The organism is Thermodesulforhabdaceae bacterium (assembly GCA_037482015.1).
Taxonomy (GTDB): domain Bacteria; phylum Desulfobacterota; class Syntrophobacteria; order Syntrophobacterales; family Thermodesulforhabdaceae; genus JAOACS01.
Genome location: JBBFKT010000001.1, coordinates 298039 through 313776, shown reverse-complemented (window position 1 = coordinate 313776; position 15738 = coordinate 298039). Strand labels below are relative to the sequence as shown.

14 protein-coding genes are annotated in these 15738 nt (G+C 43.3%); 11 read left to right on the top strand and 3 right to left on the bottom strand.

Going from position 1 to position 15738, the window contains the following annotated elements; translation table 11 throughout:
• Positions 1-21: 21 nt before the first annotated feature.
• The 7 genes from ftsH (at position 22) to WHS38_01375 (ending at position 7404) form a co-directional block, all read left to right on the top strand.
• The gene (ftsH, locus tag WHS38_01405) at positions 22-1809 is read left to right on the top strand and encodes an ATP-dependent zinc metalloprotease FtsH (protein MEJ5299626.1); all 1788 of its coding nucleotides are present in this window, start codon (positions 22-24) and stop codon (positions 1807-1809) included.
• An 81-nt stretch (positions 1810-1890) separates the two neighbouring features.
• Positions 1891-2769, top strand: a complete 879-nt coding sequence (folP, locus tag WHS38_01400) for a dihydropteroate synthase (GenBank protein ID MEJ5299625.1) — start codon at positions 1891-1893, stop codon at positions 2767-2769.
• 138 nt (positions 2770-2907) lie between these two features.
• Positions 2908-4257: a phosphoglucosamine mutase gene (gene glmM / locus WHS38_01395; GenBank protein MEJ5299624.1), complete on the top strand. Its 1350-nt coding sequence runs from the start codon at positions 2908-2910 to the stop codon at positions 4255-4257.
• Positions 4258-4275: 18 nt separating this feature from the next.
• A complete protein-coding gene (locus tag WHS38_01390; GenBank protein MEJ5299623.1) occupies positions 4276-5094 on the top strand; it encodes a type III pantothenate kinase in 819 nt (272 codons plus the stop codon).
• A 266-nt stretch (positions 5095-5360) separates the two neighbouring features.
• Positions 5361-5879 carry a hypothetical protein gene (locus WHS38_01385; protein MEJ5299622.1) on the top strand — a complete coding sequence of 173 codons (519 nt, stop codon included), beginning with the start codon at positions 5361-5363 and terminating at the stop codon, positions 5877-5879.
• A gap of 30 nt (positions 5880-5909) precedes the next feature.
• On the top strand, positions 5910-6407 hold the full coding sequence (locus WHS38_01380; GenBank protein ID MEJ5299621.1) for a hypothetical protein: 498 nt from the start codon (positions 5910-5912) through the stop codon (positions 6405-6407).
• 34 nt (positions 6408-6441) lie between these two features.
• A complete protein-coding gene (locus tag WHS38_01375; protein MEJ5299620.1) occupies positions 6442-7404 on the top strand; it encodes an LD-carboxypeptidase in 963 nt (320 codons plus the stop codon).
• An 80-nt stretch (positions 7405-7484) separates the two neighbouring features.
• Here WHS38_01375 and WHS38_01370 read toward each other — a convergent pair whose 3' ends face one another.
• Entirely contained in the window at positions 7485-7676 is a 192-nt protein-coding gene (locus WHS38_01370) for a hypothetical protein (GenBank protein ID MEJ5299619.1), read from the bottom strand.
• A 15-nt stretch (positions 7677-7691) separates the two neighbouring features.
• Positions 7692-8222, bottom strand: a complete 531-nt coding sequence (gene cobO, locus WHS38_01365; GenBank protein MEJ5299618.1) for a cob(I)yrinic acid a,c-diamide adenosyltransferase — start codon at positions 8220-8222, stop codon at positions 7692-7694.
• A 128-nt stretch (positions 8223-8350) separates the two neighbouring features.
• On the opposite strand from cobO, the gene WHS38_01360 reads away from it, so the two are divergent.
• The 4 genes from WHS38_01360 (at position 8351) to WHS38_01345 (ending at position 13715) form a co-directional block, all read left to right on the top strand.
• Positions 8351-9865, top strand: coding sequence for a carboxypeptidase M32 (locus WHS38_01360; GenBank protein MEJ5299617.1), 1515 nt, complete (start codon positions 8351-8353; stop codon positions 9863-9865).
• A 94-nt stretch (positions 9866-9959) separates the two neighbouring features.
• Positions 9960-11975, top strand: a complete 2016-nt coding sequence (locus WHS38_01355) for an ABC-F family ATP-binding cassette domain-containing protein (GenBank protein ID MEJ5299616.1) — start codon at positions 9960-9962, stop codon at positions 11973-11975.
• A gap of 14 nt (positions 11976-11989) precedes the next feature.
• Positions 11990-12400, top strand: a complete 411-nt coding sequence (locus WHS38_01350) for a hypothetical protein (protein ID MEJ5299615.1) — start codon at positions 11990-11992, stop codon at positions 12398-12400.
• A gap of 91 nt (positions 12401-12491) precedes the next feature.
• Entirely contained in the window at positions 12492-13715 is a 1224-nt protein-coding gene (locus WHS38_01345; GenBank protein ID MEJ5299614.1) for a class I SAM-dependent rRNA methyltransferase, read from the top strand.
• A gap of 442 nt (positions 13716-14157) precedes the next feature.
• Here WHS38_01345 and WHS38_01340 read toward each other — a convergent pair whose 3' ends face one another.
• Positions 14158-15723: a 2-isopropylmalate synthase gene (locus WHS38_01340; protein ID MEJ5299613.1), complete on the bottom strand. Its 1566-nt coding sequence runs from the start codon at positions 15721-15723 to the stop codon at positions 14158-14160.
• Positions 15724-15738: the final 15 nt, after the last annotated feature.

Here is a 15738-nt window from a genome sequence, read left to right as displayed (position 1 = left end):
CTCTGGTTAACCATCACTCTTATGGTGGTATTTCTTTTCAATGTGTTTAACAAGCCCCAGCATAGCGACTTTGAAGTATCCTATAGCGCTTTTCTTGATGCTGTGGAAAAGGGTCGAGTTGTGCAGGTGACGATCCAGGGTAATAACGTATCCGGAGCCTTCATTGATGGGAAACCATTTAAGACCTACGCCCCTGAAGATGCTGGGCTAATTAACATCCTGAGGAAACATTCCGTGGAGATTACCGCCAAACCGAAAGAGGATTCTCCATGGTATATGACAATCCTTGTGAGCTGGCTCCCTATGATTGTGCTTATTGGAGTGTGGGTTTTCTTCATGCGCCAGATGCAAGCAGGTGGTGGTAAGGCAATGAGTTTTGGAAGGAGCCGAGCTCGCCTCGTCCACGAAGGAATGACAAAAGTAACTTTTGCAGACGTGGCGGGAGTTGATGAAGCCAAACAGGAACTCCAGGAAATTGTCGAATTTCTCAAAGATCCCAAGAAATTTACCAAACTCGGTGGAAGAATTCCCAAAGGTGTACTTCTCGTGGGTTCTCCTGGCACAGGTAAAACTCTTCTTGCAAAAGCCATTGCTGGTGAGGCTGGTGTGCCATTTCTTAGCATAAGCGGATCGGACTTTGTGGAGATGTTTGTGGGAGTTGGCGCCGCTCGAGTAAGGGATCTTTTCTATCAAGGAAAGAAACATGCTCCTTGCATCATATTTATTGATGAGATCGATGCTGTAGGGCGCCAGCGTGGAGCAGGACTTGGTGGTGGTCATGACGAACGAGAGCAGACTCTAAACCAACTCCTTGTTGAAATGGACGGGTTTGAATCTAGCGAAGGCGTAATCTTGATAGCGGCAACCAATAGACCTGACGTTCTCGATCCTGCTCTTCTTCGACCAGGGCGGTTCGATCGCCAGGTTGTTGTTCCTGTGCCGGATATTAACGGTAGAGAAAGCATTCTTAAGGTTCATCTCAAGAATAAACCGCTTGCACCAGATGTGGATGTGCGAACCATAGCTAAAGGCACTCCCGGATTTTCCGGCGCCGACCTGGAAAACCTCGTCAACGAAGCGGCGCTTTTGGCTGCTCGCAAGAACAAGGAAGTAATTGAAATGGAAGATTTTGAAGAGGCGAAAGACAAGGTGCTAATGGGGCTTGAACGAAAGAGCATAGTGCTGAGTGAAGAAGAGAAGAAAACTACAGCTTATCACGAAGCAGGACACGCTCTGGTGGCAAGACTCCTTCCCGAAACAGACCCAATACACAAGGTTACAATTATCCCAAGAGGACGGGCTTTGGGACTTACTCAACAGTTGCCAGAAAATGATCGACACACCTATTCGAAAGAATACCTTTTTAACAGCATCTGTATTCTTATGGGGGGGCGAGTTGCCGAAGAAATTGTGCTGAACAAGCAGACCACAGGAGCCGCTAACGACATTGAGCGAGCAACTTCCATAGCTCGACGTATGGTGTGCGAATGGGGCATGAGTGAAAAACTCGGACCGCTTACATTCGGAAAACGTGAAGAGCACATCTTTCTCGGAAGAGAAATCGCCCGACACCAAGACTACAGCGAACAGACAGCTATAGAAATCGATCGAGAAGTGCGATCCATCGTGGAAGGTTGTTACGAAAAAGCGAAGAATCTTCTTACTGAAAATTTGAACATCCTCCATGCTATTGCTCAAGAACTACTGGAAAAGGAAACGCTTCAAAAGAGAGACATCGATCGAATAATTGAAAGCATAAAACCAGGTCTCATTTCGGCAACATCCAAGGAAGATTCTCAATCTGCGTAGGATGAACAAAGGCAAGAATCTTTCCCGCGGTATTGGATTTCTGAAGGCCGATAATGAATCTAAACAAGGAGGGACAAAAAGTTGTTCATTGCGGAGAGAAAGTCTTACAAGATAAGTCTCCCTAGAGGAAGAGAACTAGCTCTTGGCGATAGAACTTATGTCATGGGTGTTCTGAACGTTACTCCCGATTCCTTTTCAGATGGCGGAAAATTTTATGGAATTGATAGAGCCGTAGAAAGGGCCCGAGAAATTATCGATGCGGGAGCAGACATAATCGATATCGGGGGCGAATCTACCCGTCCCTTTTCCGATCCAATAACGCTTGAAGAAGAACTCGCCAGAACTATCCCGGTTATTGAAGCTATAAGAGAATTTTCGGATATTCCTATTTCCATTGACACCACCAAAGCAGAAGTGGTTAAAAGAGCCATTGCGGCAGGAGCCGATATAGTAAACGATGTTAGCGCTCTCAGGTTTGATCCAGAGATGGTTAAAGTGGTTGCTGAATACGGTGTTCCGGTAGTGCTTATGCATATGCTCGGAACACCTAAAACAATGCAACAGAAGCCTCATTACGACTGTCTATTTGGCGAAATTTTGGGATTTTTACAGGAACGGATTGAGTATGCGGCAAAAAACAGTGTAGCGCGAGAACAAATAATTATTGACCCTGGTATTGGTTTCGGCAAAACGGTAACCCATAATTTACGACTTATTAGAGATCTTGCCGTTTTTAACACATTAGAAAGACCGATACTGTTAGGACTTTCAAGAAAAAGATTCATCGGAACTGTTCTGAACCGTTCAGTAGAAGAACGAGAACTAGGAACTGCTGTAGCCAACACTGTTGGGATTATAGCCGGGGCTCACATTGTTAGAGTCCATGACGTAGCCTTTCAGATAGATGCCATTAGAATGGCTGATGCCATTCGGGCAGGTTTTTTCGAGGAGAATACGTAAAAAGGCCTTCTATGGGGAGTGGAAATTCTATATTTATCTCTATGCTTGTTTATTCTGAATTTCCCAGTGGGAAGCAACCATTTTCCTTATTCAACGGATGCTAAATCGCAGTGCAAAAAGAGCCAAAGGAGATAAACAATGGGGAAATTGTTTGGCACGGATGGAATTCGAGGCATTGCTAATGCTTACCCTATCACTGCAGAAATCGCCATGAAGGTGGGATCCGCTGTGGCTTCAGTGCTAAGAAATAATACCCATCACCCCAAAATTCTCATCGGTAAGGACACTCGGCTTTCTGGTTATATGTTAGAATATGCCATGACGTCCGGAATATGTTCCATGGGTGTTGATGTATTCCTGGTGGGTCCTCTCCCTACACCAGGTATTGCTTTCATAACAAGGGACATGAGAGCCGACGCCGGGATAGTTATATCCGCTTCCCATAATCCATACGAATACAACGGCATAAAGATCTTTGGAAGCGATGGCTACAAATTGCCTGATGAGATTGAAGAAAAACTTGAAAATATAGTTCTTAATTTCGGTTCCATTGCTTTTGCTTCCTTTGATCATATTGGGAGAGCCAAACGGATCGAGGATGTCCAGGGACGTTATATTGTTTTTTTGAAGCACACCTTTCCTTCCGAGTTGAGCCTTGAAGGTTTAAAGCTGGTGGTAGATTGCGCTCACGGAGCTTCTTATAGAGTAGCTCCGCTTGTGTTTCAGGAACTTGGAGCTACAGTCATCGCTACAGGAGTCCAGCCTGATGGAAGAAACATAAACGACCGTTGTGGAGCACTATTTCCAGAGCACATGGCTGAACTAGTCAGACAACATGGTGCCGATGCAGGTATTGCCTTTGACGGCGATGCGGACAGAGTTATCATGGCGGATGAAAAGGGTAACATTCTCGATGGAGATTTTCTAATGGCTATATGCGCTGAACAAATGATCCGAGAGGATAAGCTTCCAAACCGCACGGTAGTAGCAACGGTTATGAGCAACCTCGGATTAGAAAAAGCTCTTAATGCTATGGAAGCTCGACTTGTCCGAACTCCAGTTGGAGATCGCTATGTCGTAGAGGAAATGAGAAAGCACGGCTATAAGCTTGGCGGAGAACAATCAGGGCACATCGTCTTTTTGGATTACAACACAACTGGAGATGGAATACTTTCGGCCCTTCAGGTTCTTTCCATCATGCTTAAAAGAGAAAAACCCCTGTCTGAACTCGGTCAAATTATGGAAAAGTTCCCCCAGAAGCTTGTAAATGTTCCCATACCTTACGGAAAGAAACTCTTGGATAGCCCGGGTATTCAAGAACATATTGCCAGACTTGAAAAGCGCCTGGGAAATGAGGGACGGCTTCTTATTAGAGCTTCAGGCACAGAGCCGGTAGTAAGAGTTATGGTAGAGGCTTCTAGAGAAGATCTCATAGAAGAGACCATTGAAGAAGCTGTAAATTTTATTAAAAAATATCTAAACAGTTAGAATATAGAGGTCGTCATCATGTCTGTTCAGGAAAAAAAATCCAGAGAAAAATCCAGAAAGGAACGCTCTATGCTATTAGCAGTCGATATAGGAAACACTCAAACAGTCTTAGGATTATTTGACAACGATTCCCTTCTTTATGAATGGAGACTCCGAACCGCTGTCGATGCCACAGAAGATGAATGGGGAGTTTTTATCTACGAACTCTTCAAGATGGAACAAATAGAATTTAACGTTGTAAAAGCGTGTATCATTTCTTGTGTGGTTCCTCCTGTCCTACATTCTATGGAACGTTTTTGCGAAAAATATCTTCAGGTAAAACCTCTAATAGTGGGTCCAGGTATAAAAACTGGCATGCCCATTCTCTACGATAATCCGAAAGAGGTTGGAGCCGACCGCATTGTTAACGCGGTAGCAGCCTACGAAATGACAAAAGACACCACAGTTGTGATTGATTTTGGGACAGCCACCACTTTCGATTACATCTCCGAGAAGGGGGAATACCTTGGAGGGGCTATCTGTCCTGGCGTAATGATTTCTTGCGAAGCTCTTTTCCAAAAGGCATCTAAACTGCCAAGGCCACAAATTTTCGTTCGACCTAAGTCTGTTATTGGTAAAAACACTATCGATTCAATGAACGCAGGCATCATATTTGGGTATGCCGGTCTTGTGGAAGGTATCGTAGCCAGATTCGAAAAAGAAGCTGGACGCCCCTTAAAAACCATAGCAACAGGAGGATTAGCAACTATCATTGCGCCTGTATGTCCGGCTATTCAAACTGTCGATCCTCATCTTACTCTTAAAGGCCTTAAAATATTATTCGAGCGAAACCAATAAAAACTTTGTTTCAAGGGCGCAGATTGCGAAACTAAGAAATTTCAACAGCTTCTCACATATGTTTTATTTTGTGGGGGTTACCTCTTCACTTACAAAATAACATTGTTATTCCTGGAGTGCGAATTGCTAAAGTTTATCTAGCCATAGGAAATAAAACATCCTGGAATATAATATTAGCGCCAAAGAATACTGTGCAGAGAATGTTAACCTGGCGAAAGTGCTAAGAATGTATAACTTTGGCAAAATTGATTCAGGAGGATATGCCCATGAACTTAAAAGGCATTATAGCGGCTTTAGTTCTTTTGACATTGCCAGGTTCACCCTGCCTTGCTGAGTCCGGCTTCACTCAGGAAGACAGAGACAGACTGATACGGCTGGAAGCTACCCTACAGACCTTTATGCAACAGGTGGATAAAAGATTCGAACAGATAGACAAGCGATTTGAAGAACTACGCGAAGACATGAACAAGCGATTTGAGCAAGTGGACAAACGATTTGAACAAGTGGACAAGCGTTTTGAAGAACTGCGCCAAGACACCAACAAGCGTTTTGATCAGATGATGACGTTTTTATGGATTCTCGCCGGTATTTTTACAGCCTTAGTTGCCGCAGTTATAGGCTTTGCCTATTGGGATAGGAGAACTATCATTCGAAGAGCCAAAGAAGAAGCAATGGAAGAAATGAAAAGACAAGGGCTTATGAGAGACATCATCGAAGTGCTGAAAGATATTGCTCCAAACAACGCCAAACTGGCTGATGTGTTGAGAAGACACAATCTGTTGTAGAAAACGGCAAGATTTCAGGAGGGCATGCCAATGAACTTTAGAAACATGATATTAGCTTTGTTTCTTGTGATATTTCTAGTCTCACCCTGCCTTGCTGAGTCCGGCTTCACTCAGGAAGACAGAGATAGACTGATACGACTTGAAGCTACACTGCAGACTTTCATGCAACAAGTAGACAAGCGATTTGAAGAACTACGCGAAGACATGAACAAGCGATTTGAGCAAGTGGACAAACGATTTGAACAAGTGGACAAGCGATTTGAAGAACTGCGCCAAGACACCAACAAGCGTTTTGATCAGATGATGACGTTTCTATGGATTCTCGCCGGTATTTTTACAGCCTTAGTTGCCGCAGTTATAGGCTTTGCCTATTGGGATAGAAGAACCATCATTCGTAGAGCCAGAGAAGAGGCAATGGAAGAGATTAAAAGGCAAGGGCTTATGAGAGACATCATCGAAGTGCTGAAAGATATAGCTCCAAACAACGCCAAACTGGCTGATGTGTTGAGAAAGTATAATTTTCTCTAAAAACTGGGGCAAATGGCACAAGGAGAATATCTATATGGCTCTCAGCTTTGATTGGGTTCCAAACGTCGTTCCGACTAAGAAGGCAGCATCCAAAAATTCAAAACCATTAGCTCACTCTTTAGAACCTAAAATCCCCACTGGAGCAACCATAGCTCTTGTTGCTCCCGCCGGGATTTTTAATTCAGACGCCTTTGAAACATCGTTACAAATACTCCATGCTCAAGGCTATTCTGCTATGTATTCCAAGCGCATATGGAATTGCAGAAAAGACGTTTGTGGCATTGAATGGGAACGGGTTTTAGATATTATCGAATTTATGAAATCCCCATCAGTCGATGCAATCTGGTGCATCAGAGGTGGTTACGGAAGTAGCCAGATACTGCGATGGTTACCAAATCTTCCCTGGGATCAAAAACCCGTTATTGGTTATAGCGATATTTCTTTTTTGCATTTTTTTATTCATTCAACCACCGAAGCCATCACATTTCATGGTCCAAATTTTATTGAATTGGCCACAATGAGCCAAGAAAACCAAAGTGAAATCTTTTCACAACTCCGAGGCGAAACCAGTTTTTCCTGGTCTTTTGACCAATCTCAGGTTCTTAGACATGGTGCCACACAAGGTAAAATAATAGGTGGCAACCTAACATGCCTTGCCCATCTTCTTGGAACTCCCTATTTGACAATTGAGGCTTTTCATCAAACTATACTTTTCATTGAAGACATCAACGAAAAACCCTACCGAATTGACAGAATGTTAGTCCATTTAAGAGACGCTGGAATAATGGATCACATTTGTGGGCTACTTATCGGGAACTTTACCGGATGCGGTGAATATAAAACTGACCTAAAAGAACGGATTCTACGGATCTGTGCTCCCTACCACTTTCCTATAGTTGAAGGCTTTCCGGTAGGACACGGAATCCCGCAAACAATCATTCCTATGGGCATTAAAGTTTGTTTGAATACCCTGGAAGGTATTTTGTCATCGCTATAAAGCAATATTCCCATTATAATCATAAGCAGTAACATGATTTACTGGGGCACCCATAAAGGATGCCCCGCTACCACGTTTCACTACTTCAGCCCGGCAAAAAATGGATCCTGTTTGCAGTCACCCGTTTTTTCCTTGAGTTCGCACACTGAACAGAGTTTCCCGTATTCTGGTTTAGATTGGCGAGTTACAACATCATCTCCTTTTGGGTAGTCAGGACAATTTGCACACCAATGCCATGTGTCAGATCCTTCTTTTCTCTTGTAGGTAGGCATAACACACCTCCTTTGTTAGAATTCGATCCCCTTTTGAGCCCTTACACCTTTATCTCGAAAGTGGTGCTTTACTTGTCGCATCTCCGTTACCATGTCGGCAACTTGAACAATTGGTTCAGGAGCATAACGACCCGTAAGCACCACGTGGACTTCGGAAGGACGATCCTTCAAGGTTTCTTGGACTTCTTCTATGTCTAGAAAACCTCGGTGAAGAACATAATTAATTTCATCGAGAATGATCATGTCGTAGAGACGGTTGTAAATTGCATCCTTAGCCCGCCCCCAGCCTTCTTTTACAAGCTCGGAATCCCTGGATAGATCCTTCTTTCTTCTTGTAAATCCGTCTCCAAAACGAACAACTTCAACAGTGGGAAGCAGAGACAATGCTTCCAACTCACCAGGATGCCATCTACCTTTGATAAACTGAAAAAGTCCTACTCGCATTCCATGACCAGCCGCTCTAAGAATCATACCAAGGGCAGCAGTCGTTTTTCCCTTGCCCTCGCCCGTGAAAACGATCAATAATCCCTTGCGCTCTTCGGTCACAACAATATCTCCTTTTATCAACTGAATTTTTTTATAGTTTAACCGTAAAAATAAGGAATTTCAATTAACAGGTTGAAACATCCCTATCGCTTAAAAAATAAAGAAAAAAGCTTAAGGAGAAGAAACTTATGATAACCTCCCTAGAAGCATATGAAAAACTTTTGAAATGGAGTCGTGAGATTGCCATAATACAAAATGTCATAGAACTTATTGAGTGGGATCAGCGTTGTTATATGCCACCAAAAGCTTATAAACACCGAGCCGAACAAATTAAGTTTCTTACAGCCGAAAAACACCGACGTTTGATGAACGAACAGGTCAAAGAATGGATTGAACAGGCTGAGGAGGCTTTTTACGATGCAGATCCCCACAGTGTAGAACGGGCAAATCTTAGGGAATGGCAAAGATGGCATGAGAAAGCAACAAAAGTGCCCACAGAGCTTGCAGAAGAAATTGCCAGAGTTACATCCGAAGCCGAAACCATATGGGAAAACGCCAGAAAGAATAACGATTGGAAAAGTTTTGAACCCTATTTAGACCGCATTTTTTCGTTAAAGACTAAAGAAGCAGATGCTCTGGGTTACGATAAAGAACCCTATGATGCTTTATTTGACGAATTTGAGCCGTCTTTCACAACAGAAGACTTCGATGCTATAGTGGGTTCTACGCTCCCAGAACTTAAAAGGCTTCTTGAGATGGTCATGAAAAGCCAAGAAAAGATTGATTCTTCCTGCCTTTATCGTCACTTTCCTGTGCCCCTTCAAGAAAAGTTCGGTCGTCTTGTAGCAAAAAAGCTTGGCTACGATTTTGACGCAGGACGGCTTGATATGACTGCTCACCCTTTCACCACATCACCTGGTCCAGATGACGTTAGAATAACCACTCGATACAGCGAACAGGACTTTTCTCTTGCTTTTTTCGGTATCGTCCACGAAGTTGGTCACGCCCTCTATGACCAGGGACTTGAAAAGGAACACTGGGGCACTCCAGCCGGCATGCCTGTATCTCTAGGTGTTCATGAATCTCAGTCTCGCTTTTGGGAAAATATAATAGCAAGGTCTTACTCCTTCTGGAAATTCTGGTACCCTTCTCTTTTACAACATTTTCCTATCCTAACAGATGTGTCCATGGAGACTTTCTGGAAAGCTTTAAATCGAGTATATCCTTCTCTGATAAGGATCCAGGCAGATGAATTAACCTACGCCTTTCACATTATAATTCGTTATGAAATTGAGCGAGATGTTTTGAAGGGTCGCATTAAAGTGTCTGATCTTCCTGACTGCTGGAATGAAAAAATGGAAAATTATCTAGGTTGCAAGCCATCAACCTTCGCAGAAGGGGTTCTTCAAGACGTGCACTGGAGCGCTGGGCTTATAGGGTATTTCCCAACTTACCTGCTCGGAAACATTTACGCAGCCCAACTTACTGCTACAATGGAAGCAAATCTAGGCGGAAGTATTGATGAATTTGTCGGAAGCGGATTATTTGGAATCATTCTTGGGTGGCTTAGAGAAAATATCCATAAAAAGGGGAGTCGATTTACGTCCAAAGAACTTATTTTGGAAGTGACAGGTTCGCCGCCAAATCCGGAATATTTTCTAGGGTATCTTAAAAAGAAACTCGGTGTGGTATATGGGTTTTAAAAAATCAAAAGTCTGCGTCTGCACTCATAAAAATCCTATGGCGAAACCGGAGTGGATTTTGCTTAGTTTTAATTAAGAGGAGGTTAAGAAGTAGGTGATCTCGATCCAGAATGTTTCTCAATGGGTTGGAAAAGAAAAACTTTTCGAAGGGATTAACACTTACATCCGTCCCAAAGACCGAATTGGGCTTGTGGGGAGAAATGGCACGGGAAAAACATCTCTTTTAAGGATTATTGCCGGTGAGAGCGAACCCGAAAGTGGCACTATAAGTCGTCCGCGTTATCTACGAGTTGGCTACCTCCCTCAGGAGTGGAGTCCTCAAAGGGATGCCCAACTTATAAATTATATCACTAACATTCATGGAGAACTTGACATAGCAAGAAAGCAACTAGACGAGGTTACAACTGCTATTCAGAACGCATCATCTCCAGAAGAAATTGATCAGCTTACTCTTCAACAGGCGGAGTTGATAGAACGTATTGAACACTTTGGAGGTTATGACCTTCACGCTCGAGCCGAAAAAATACTTGCGGGACTTGGTTTTTCTTCATCCACATATCGTAATCTGATAAGCACTCTGAGTGGTGGATGGATCATGAGAGCGGAACTTGCTCGAATTCTTCTTTCCGAGCCAGATTTGATTCTTCTAGATGAACCTACCAATCACCTCGACTTATCCTCTCTTCTATGGCTCGAATCCTTCATCAAGGAATCCAGAGCAGCTTTCGTGATAATTTCCCACGATAGAGAATTTCTCAACCGAACTGTCCACCGTATATGGGAACTCGATGACGGATCATTCTACGAATACTCTGGAAACTACGATGACTATGAACGCCAACGGTCAGAACGGATAGAACATCTTAAGGCGATGGCAAAACACCAGAGGGACAGGATTCGAGAAATCGAGGAATTCATTGCTAGAAATAGAGTTCGGAAGGACAGAGCCAAGCAGGTGCAGAGTCGGCTAAAGATGCTGGAGAAAATGGAAATTATTGAAGTCCCGGATGATGAACGTCCTCCCAGCTTTTCTTTTCCCGAACCAGAGCGAGCCCCCAAACGACTTGTGGAACTCCAAAACATTTCAAAGCGTTTTGGCGGTACGGTGTTATACGAAAATCTTTCAATTACCATCGAACGTGGAGACAGGATCGCCTTTGTGGGATCAAACGGTTCGGGAAAGACAACCCTACTTAAAATTATAGCCGGCATGGTCGAGCCAGATTCAGGTTCGCGGTTAGTAAGCCCCAACGTTAAGATTAGCTATTACGCTCAGCACCAGTGGGAACAGCTTAACGGGGATCGGACAGTTTTTGAAGAAGCAAGATCCGTATCTGGAGATCTCCCTCATAGCACCCTAAGGCAGATTCTCGGGGCCTTCAGGTTCAGTGGTGAGGATGTAGAAAAAAAAGTCTCTTGTCTTAGCGGAGGCGAAAAGGCTAGATTGAGTTTATGCAAAAAAATTCTTGAAAGACCAAATCTTCTTCTCCTTGACGAGCCCACTAACCATTTAGATATTGCATCTCGTGAAGTGCTCGAAATGGCTCTAAAAGAATACAGTGGCACAGTATGTTTCATAAGCCACGATCGTCGATTCATTAACGCTCTTGCAACAAAGGTTCTCTTTTTCTACGATGGCAAGTTAGAATTGCTATATGGAAATTATGACGATCTTGAGAAAATTTGGTTTCCAAGGCTGCTAAGTGATGAAAATGCCCTGCCAAGAAAACTCGATAAAGAACAACACCAGGAAAAACAATATACCACCAGATCTAGTGGAGCCAAAAAAGAGGCACAAAAAAAACGCCTGGAAGCTCAATGGAGAAATGAACTCTACCGTATCAAAAAACCCGTTCTCGAAGAGATTGAAACCCTGGAGCAGGAAATTGAATCTCTTACAGCCGAACTTGATAAAATTCAGACTCTGCTCGCTCACCCAGACACTTACAAAGACGGCGAAAAAGCAAGAGAATTGAAAATAACCTATCAAACTCTTCAAAATAAGGTTAAAATGTTCACTACTCAGTGGGAAGAAAAAATGTTGTTCCTGGAGGAGTTGGAGCAACGCTTTTGGGACGAGAAGAAAAAGACAATCGAAAAAACCAATTAACATGGGGGAGCCTTATGAAAAAGATGACAGCAACAATTATAGCGCTGATGTTAATGAGTTTTGCACTTGCATCTTGTTATGCTCCCGGGCAGCCTACTTATCAACATTACGAAACAGCTACCTGGTTAGGTGCTGTCGGCGCAGGTATAGGGGCTCTAGTAGATAAGGAAAACAGGTGGCGTGGAGCTGTCATAGGCGGTAGCCTTGGGGCAATAACCGGTTATGGTCTTGCAGAAATCAATCAGCGGGCGGCTCAGGAAGCGGCCTACAGGAGAAACACTGTTACCTATTACAATCAGCGCACGGGTGAATGGGTTCAAGCTGATCCCATGAATTATGGTCCAGGTTACGCTGATGTTAGAGTCAGAACAGGTTACGGACAGCAAGTTCAAAACGAAAGATACGAACGAGTTCCTTTAAGATAACCCTCATTATAAAAGCTTTTTATAGTAAACCCTCAAACCTTTTATGGGAATGAGGGTTTATTCGTTCAAATCTGCGTGAGGGAGTTATTTCATGAATTTCGACAGTTCGGAAATACCCACCTTCCCTTCTCGATTGGAAGAATATCCTGCGATAAGACTTGAGAAAGGTCGAGAAAAACGCCTTCTTTATGGTTACAGATGGGTCTTTAGTAATGAAATTCTTGATTCCTTTCGCGATCTTACACCAGGAAGCTGGGTAAGAGTAGTAAGTCACAAAGGCGATCATTTGGGGCTTGGGTATATCAATCCACATTCACTTATCGCCGTAAGAATTGTTTGCCCTCCGGGCACTAAACCTTCTCGGATGTATTTCAAGCGGTTGTTGGAAAGAGCTCTGGAAATGCGACAAAAGCTATTTCCCAGGTCCAACTGCTATCGGCTTTTTTACAGCGAATCTGATGGCTTGCCGGGACTTATCGTGGATCGCTACGGTGACGTAATAGTTTACCAAATCACCACTGTTGGAGCATCCCGACTTGAAGGGCTAATCAGGGAAATACTCGTAGAACTCTTACATCCCATCGCTATTGTTGCTCGAAATGACAGCTCAGCAAGAACACTCGAGGGACTAAATCTGGAAAAAAGCGTCGTATGGGGTGAACTTCCTCAAGAATTATGGATCCATTTAGATGAACTGTTTTTCATCATTGATCCCCTAAATGGTCAGAAAACAGGACACTACCTCGACCAGCGCGAAAACCGTAAAGTCCTAAAGCGATTTTCGTCAGAAGCCTTAATACTAGATCTTTTTTGCTACGATGGGGCATGGGGACTCTTCGGAGCCCTATATGGAGCCAGAGAAGTAGTATTCGTCGATCAGTCCAAAGCAGCATTAGACAGAGCCAGAATTAACGCTGAACGTAATGGATTCTTATCAAGATGCCACTTTGTGGAAGCAGATGTTTTTGACTTTCTAAAAGCCAGCACCAGAAAAGACTTCGATGTAATTGTGGTGGATCCTCCAGCTTTTGCAAAAAACAAAAAATCTCTTCCTCAGGCAATAAGTGGCTATACAGACATTAACCGTCGTGCACTTTTAATGCTCCAGGACGGGGGCACTTTCATAAGCTGCTCGTGTTCACACCACGTATCAGAAGAACTTTTTGAAGAAATTCTTCGTAAAGCCGCCCTAGCAAGCGGCAAACAGCTTTTAGTCCTGGAAGCTCGAAGCCAGTCTCAAGATCATCCTGTGCTGCTTTCAATGCCCGAAACGCGTTATCTAAAATGTTATGTGACAAAAGTCCGAAGCAAGTAGGAACAACCGGCCGGTCGTCTTACAAAATCCATTCTCATGAATGATGGTGAACACATTTCAATGTGTTTCAATAGAATTGTTCACAAAAATTACAGGGGCGCACACAATTCTGCGCCCGACTTAAACTATACCTTACGGTTATTCCCATAATAAGACAAAGAGGCAAAGAGGATGTTCTAAAACTTCCCTTATGGGATAGCGAAACATAGAAAAGGCAGGGACGAAACTCAGCTTGGAAGACATTCCCAGACTCAGGTAGCTAAAAAATGACCTCAATATATGACCCACCACATAACTGTAGGGGCGACGCATGCGTCGCCCCTACAATTCTATTACGGAGTTTTTTAGAACACCCTCAGTAGGTAAAGAGAGTATCCGTAGTTGAAAGAAAGATGATTTTTGAACATTCCATTCTCACAGATAAATCTTCAAATATTATTATCTAAAGCTTTACAGTCCAACTTTCGTCTTCGCTCATTTCAGAAATTTCTCGTTTTCCACGGTAGAATTCCAGCTTATTAAGAGCGTCTATTAGAGCTAGAGCACTAGCCATAACTATGTCAGAATGGACGGCTCGTCCATCCACAATAGTATCATCTTCCTGAAGTCTCAGCAAAACCTGTCCCTGAGCATCGGTTCCCATGGTAGCTGCATTGACCTCGTAGCGTAAAAGCTTCGGAAAACGTTTTACCATCCTGAAAATAGTTTTGAACGCAGCATCTACAGGACCATGACCAAAGCCGGCATCCTGGAGTATCTGTCCATCAATATCGAGTTGAACAGTCGCATGAGGCACAGGAATTGAACCGGCTGAAACGTTAAGGTAGAGCATTTTGTAACGCTGAGGGACCTGAGAAAGCGTCTGGTGAACGATAAGGGAAAGGTCTTCGTTAAAGACGTGCTCTTTTTTTCTAGATACTTCTTTAAAGAGAGAATAGGCTTTCTGGTAGTTTTCATCGCTAAGAGAATATCCCAGAGTAATAAGATGCTTTTTGAATTGTTCGAAATCGGTTTCTTGATCGAGAGGCCGTTCTTCTGCACAAGGCAAACCGATTTGGTCTGGGGTAATAACAGCAAATGGAGGCTTTTCCGTAATATCACCAAGTTGAGGAGTTGATACATCACATTGGAAAGCATTAGCACCTACAAGAGGTTTTAAGAGACTTATGGAAAGTCCAGTATAACGTTCAACCATCTTGCTAAGCGGATAAAGGCGATTCAGGACTATAGAACTAGCCAAGCCATATTCTGAACCGTAAAGAGCAACGAGAGCAGCAAGTTCTTCAAGGGGAGTATTGCCAGCTCGTTCACCTAGACCGTTTACGGTGCAGTGAGCCTGTTCAGCTCCAACTTTCAGTGCAGCAAAGGAATTAGCTGTAGCCAATCCAAGATCGTTATGACAGTGAATGCTGAAACGAACATCATTTCCAAAACGCTTTTTTACCTCACCAAAAAAGTTTTCCACCTTCCAGGGAGTAGCACAACCCACAGTATCCGCATAGTTAACTATATTTGCTCCAGCGGCAATAATTTTATCAGTCATGGTAAGAACTTCATCAAGATTTGCTCTATAGGCATCTACTAGGGAAACCTCTATTTCGGAAGCTACGTCTTTAGCTCTTTTTACCGCTTCTTGAGCGATCCGCACCGCTTCATCAAAAGATTTTTTCAAAAAATGCTCTCGATACATGGGCGATATAGGCACAAATGTATGAACTCGCCCTTTGGAAGCTCGTGAGAGAACATCCTTTGCCACGGCAAAATCTTCTAGATTAGTAGCTCTTGCCAGCACACAAAAAATAACAGATTCATTCACAGCCTCAACAACGGCGCAAGAAGTTTTATATTGATCTTCTGAGGCAGCAGGAAACCCGACTTCTAGCACCGTGATACCAACACTAGCCAGTTGTTTGGCAATTTGGATTTTCTCATCGACTGTAAGATATACTCCCTGAATTTTTAGGCCGTCTCGAAGTGTTGTATCAAAAAATGAAACTTTTCGTGTCATACCCTTCCCCCTTTG

Bases quoted from the DNA above. Each gene is read 5' to 3' on its own strand.
- WHS38_01380 (MEJ5299621.1), top strand. From the start codon at position 5,910: ATGAACTTTAGAAACATGATATTAGCTTTGTTTCTTGTGATATTTCTA.
- WHS38_01385 (MEJ5299622.1), top strand. From the start codon at position 5,361: ATGAACTTAAAAGGCATTATAGCGGCTTTAGTTCTTTTGACATTGCCA.
- WHS38_01390 (MEJ5299623.1), top strand. From the start codon at position 4,276: ATGTCTGTTCAGGAAAAAAAATCCAGAGAAAAATCCAGAAAGGAACGC.
- glmM (MEJ5299624.1), top strand. From the start codon at position 2,908: ATGGGGAAATTGTTTGGCACGGATGGAATTCGAGGCATTGCTAATGCT.
- ftsH (MEJ5299626.1), top strand. From the start codon at position 22: ATGGTGGTATTTCTTTTCAATGTGTTTAACAAGCCCCAGCATAGCGAC.
- WHS38_01345 (MEJ5299614.1), top strand. From the start codon at position 12,492: ATGAATTTCGACAGTTCGGAAATACCCACCTTCCCTTCTCGATTGGAA.
- WHS38_01350 (MEJ5299615.1), top strand. From the start codon at position 11,990: ATGAAAAAGATGACAGCAACAATTATAGCGCTGATGTTAATGAGTTTT.
- WHS38_01360 (MEJ5299617.1), top strand. From the start codon at position 8,351: ATGATAACCTCCCTAGAAGCATATGAAAAACTTTTGAAATGGAGTCGT.
- WHS38_01340 (MEJ5299613.1), bottom strand. From the start codon at position 15,723: ATGACACGAAAAGTTTCATTTTTTGATACAACACTTCGAGACGGCCTA.
- WHS38_01370 (MEJ5299619.1), bottom strand. From the start codon at position 7,676: ATGCCTACCTACAAGAGAAAAGAAGGATCTGACACATGGCATTGGTGT.
- WHS38_01375 (MEJ5299620.1), top strand. From the start codon at position 6,442: ATGGCTCTCAGCTTTGATTGGGTTCCAAACGTCGTTCCGACTAAGAAG.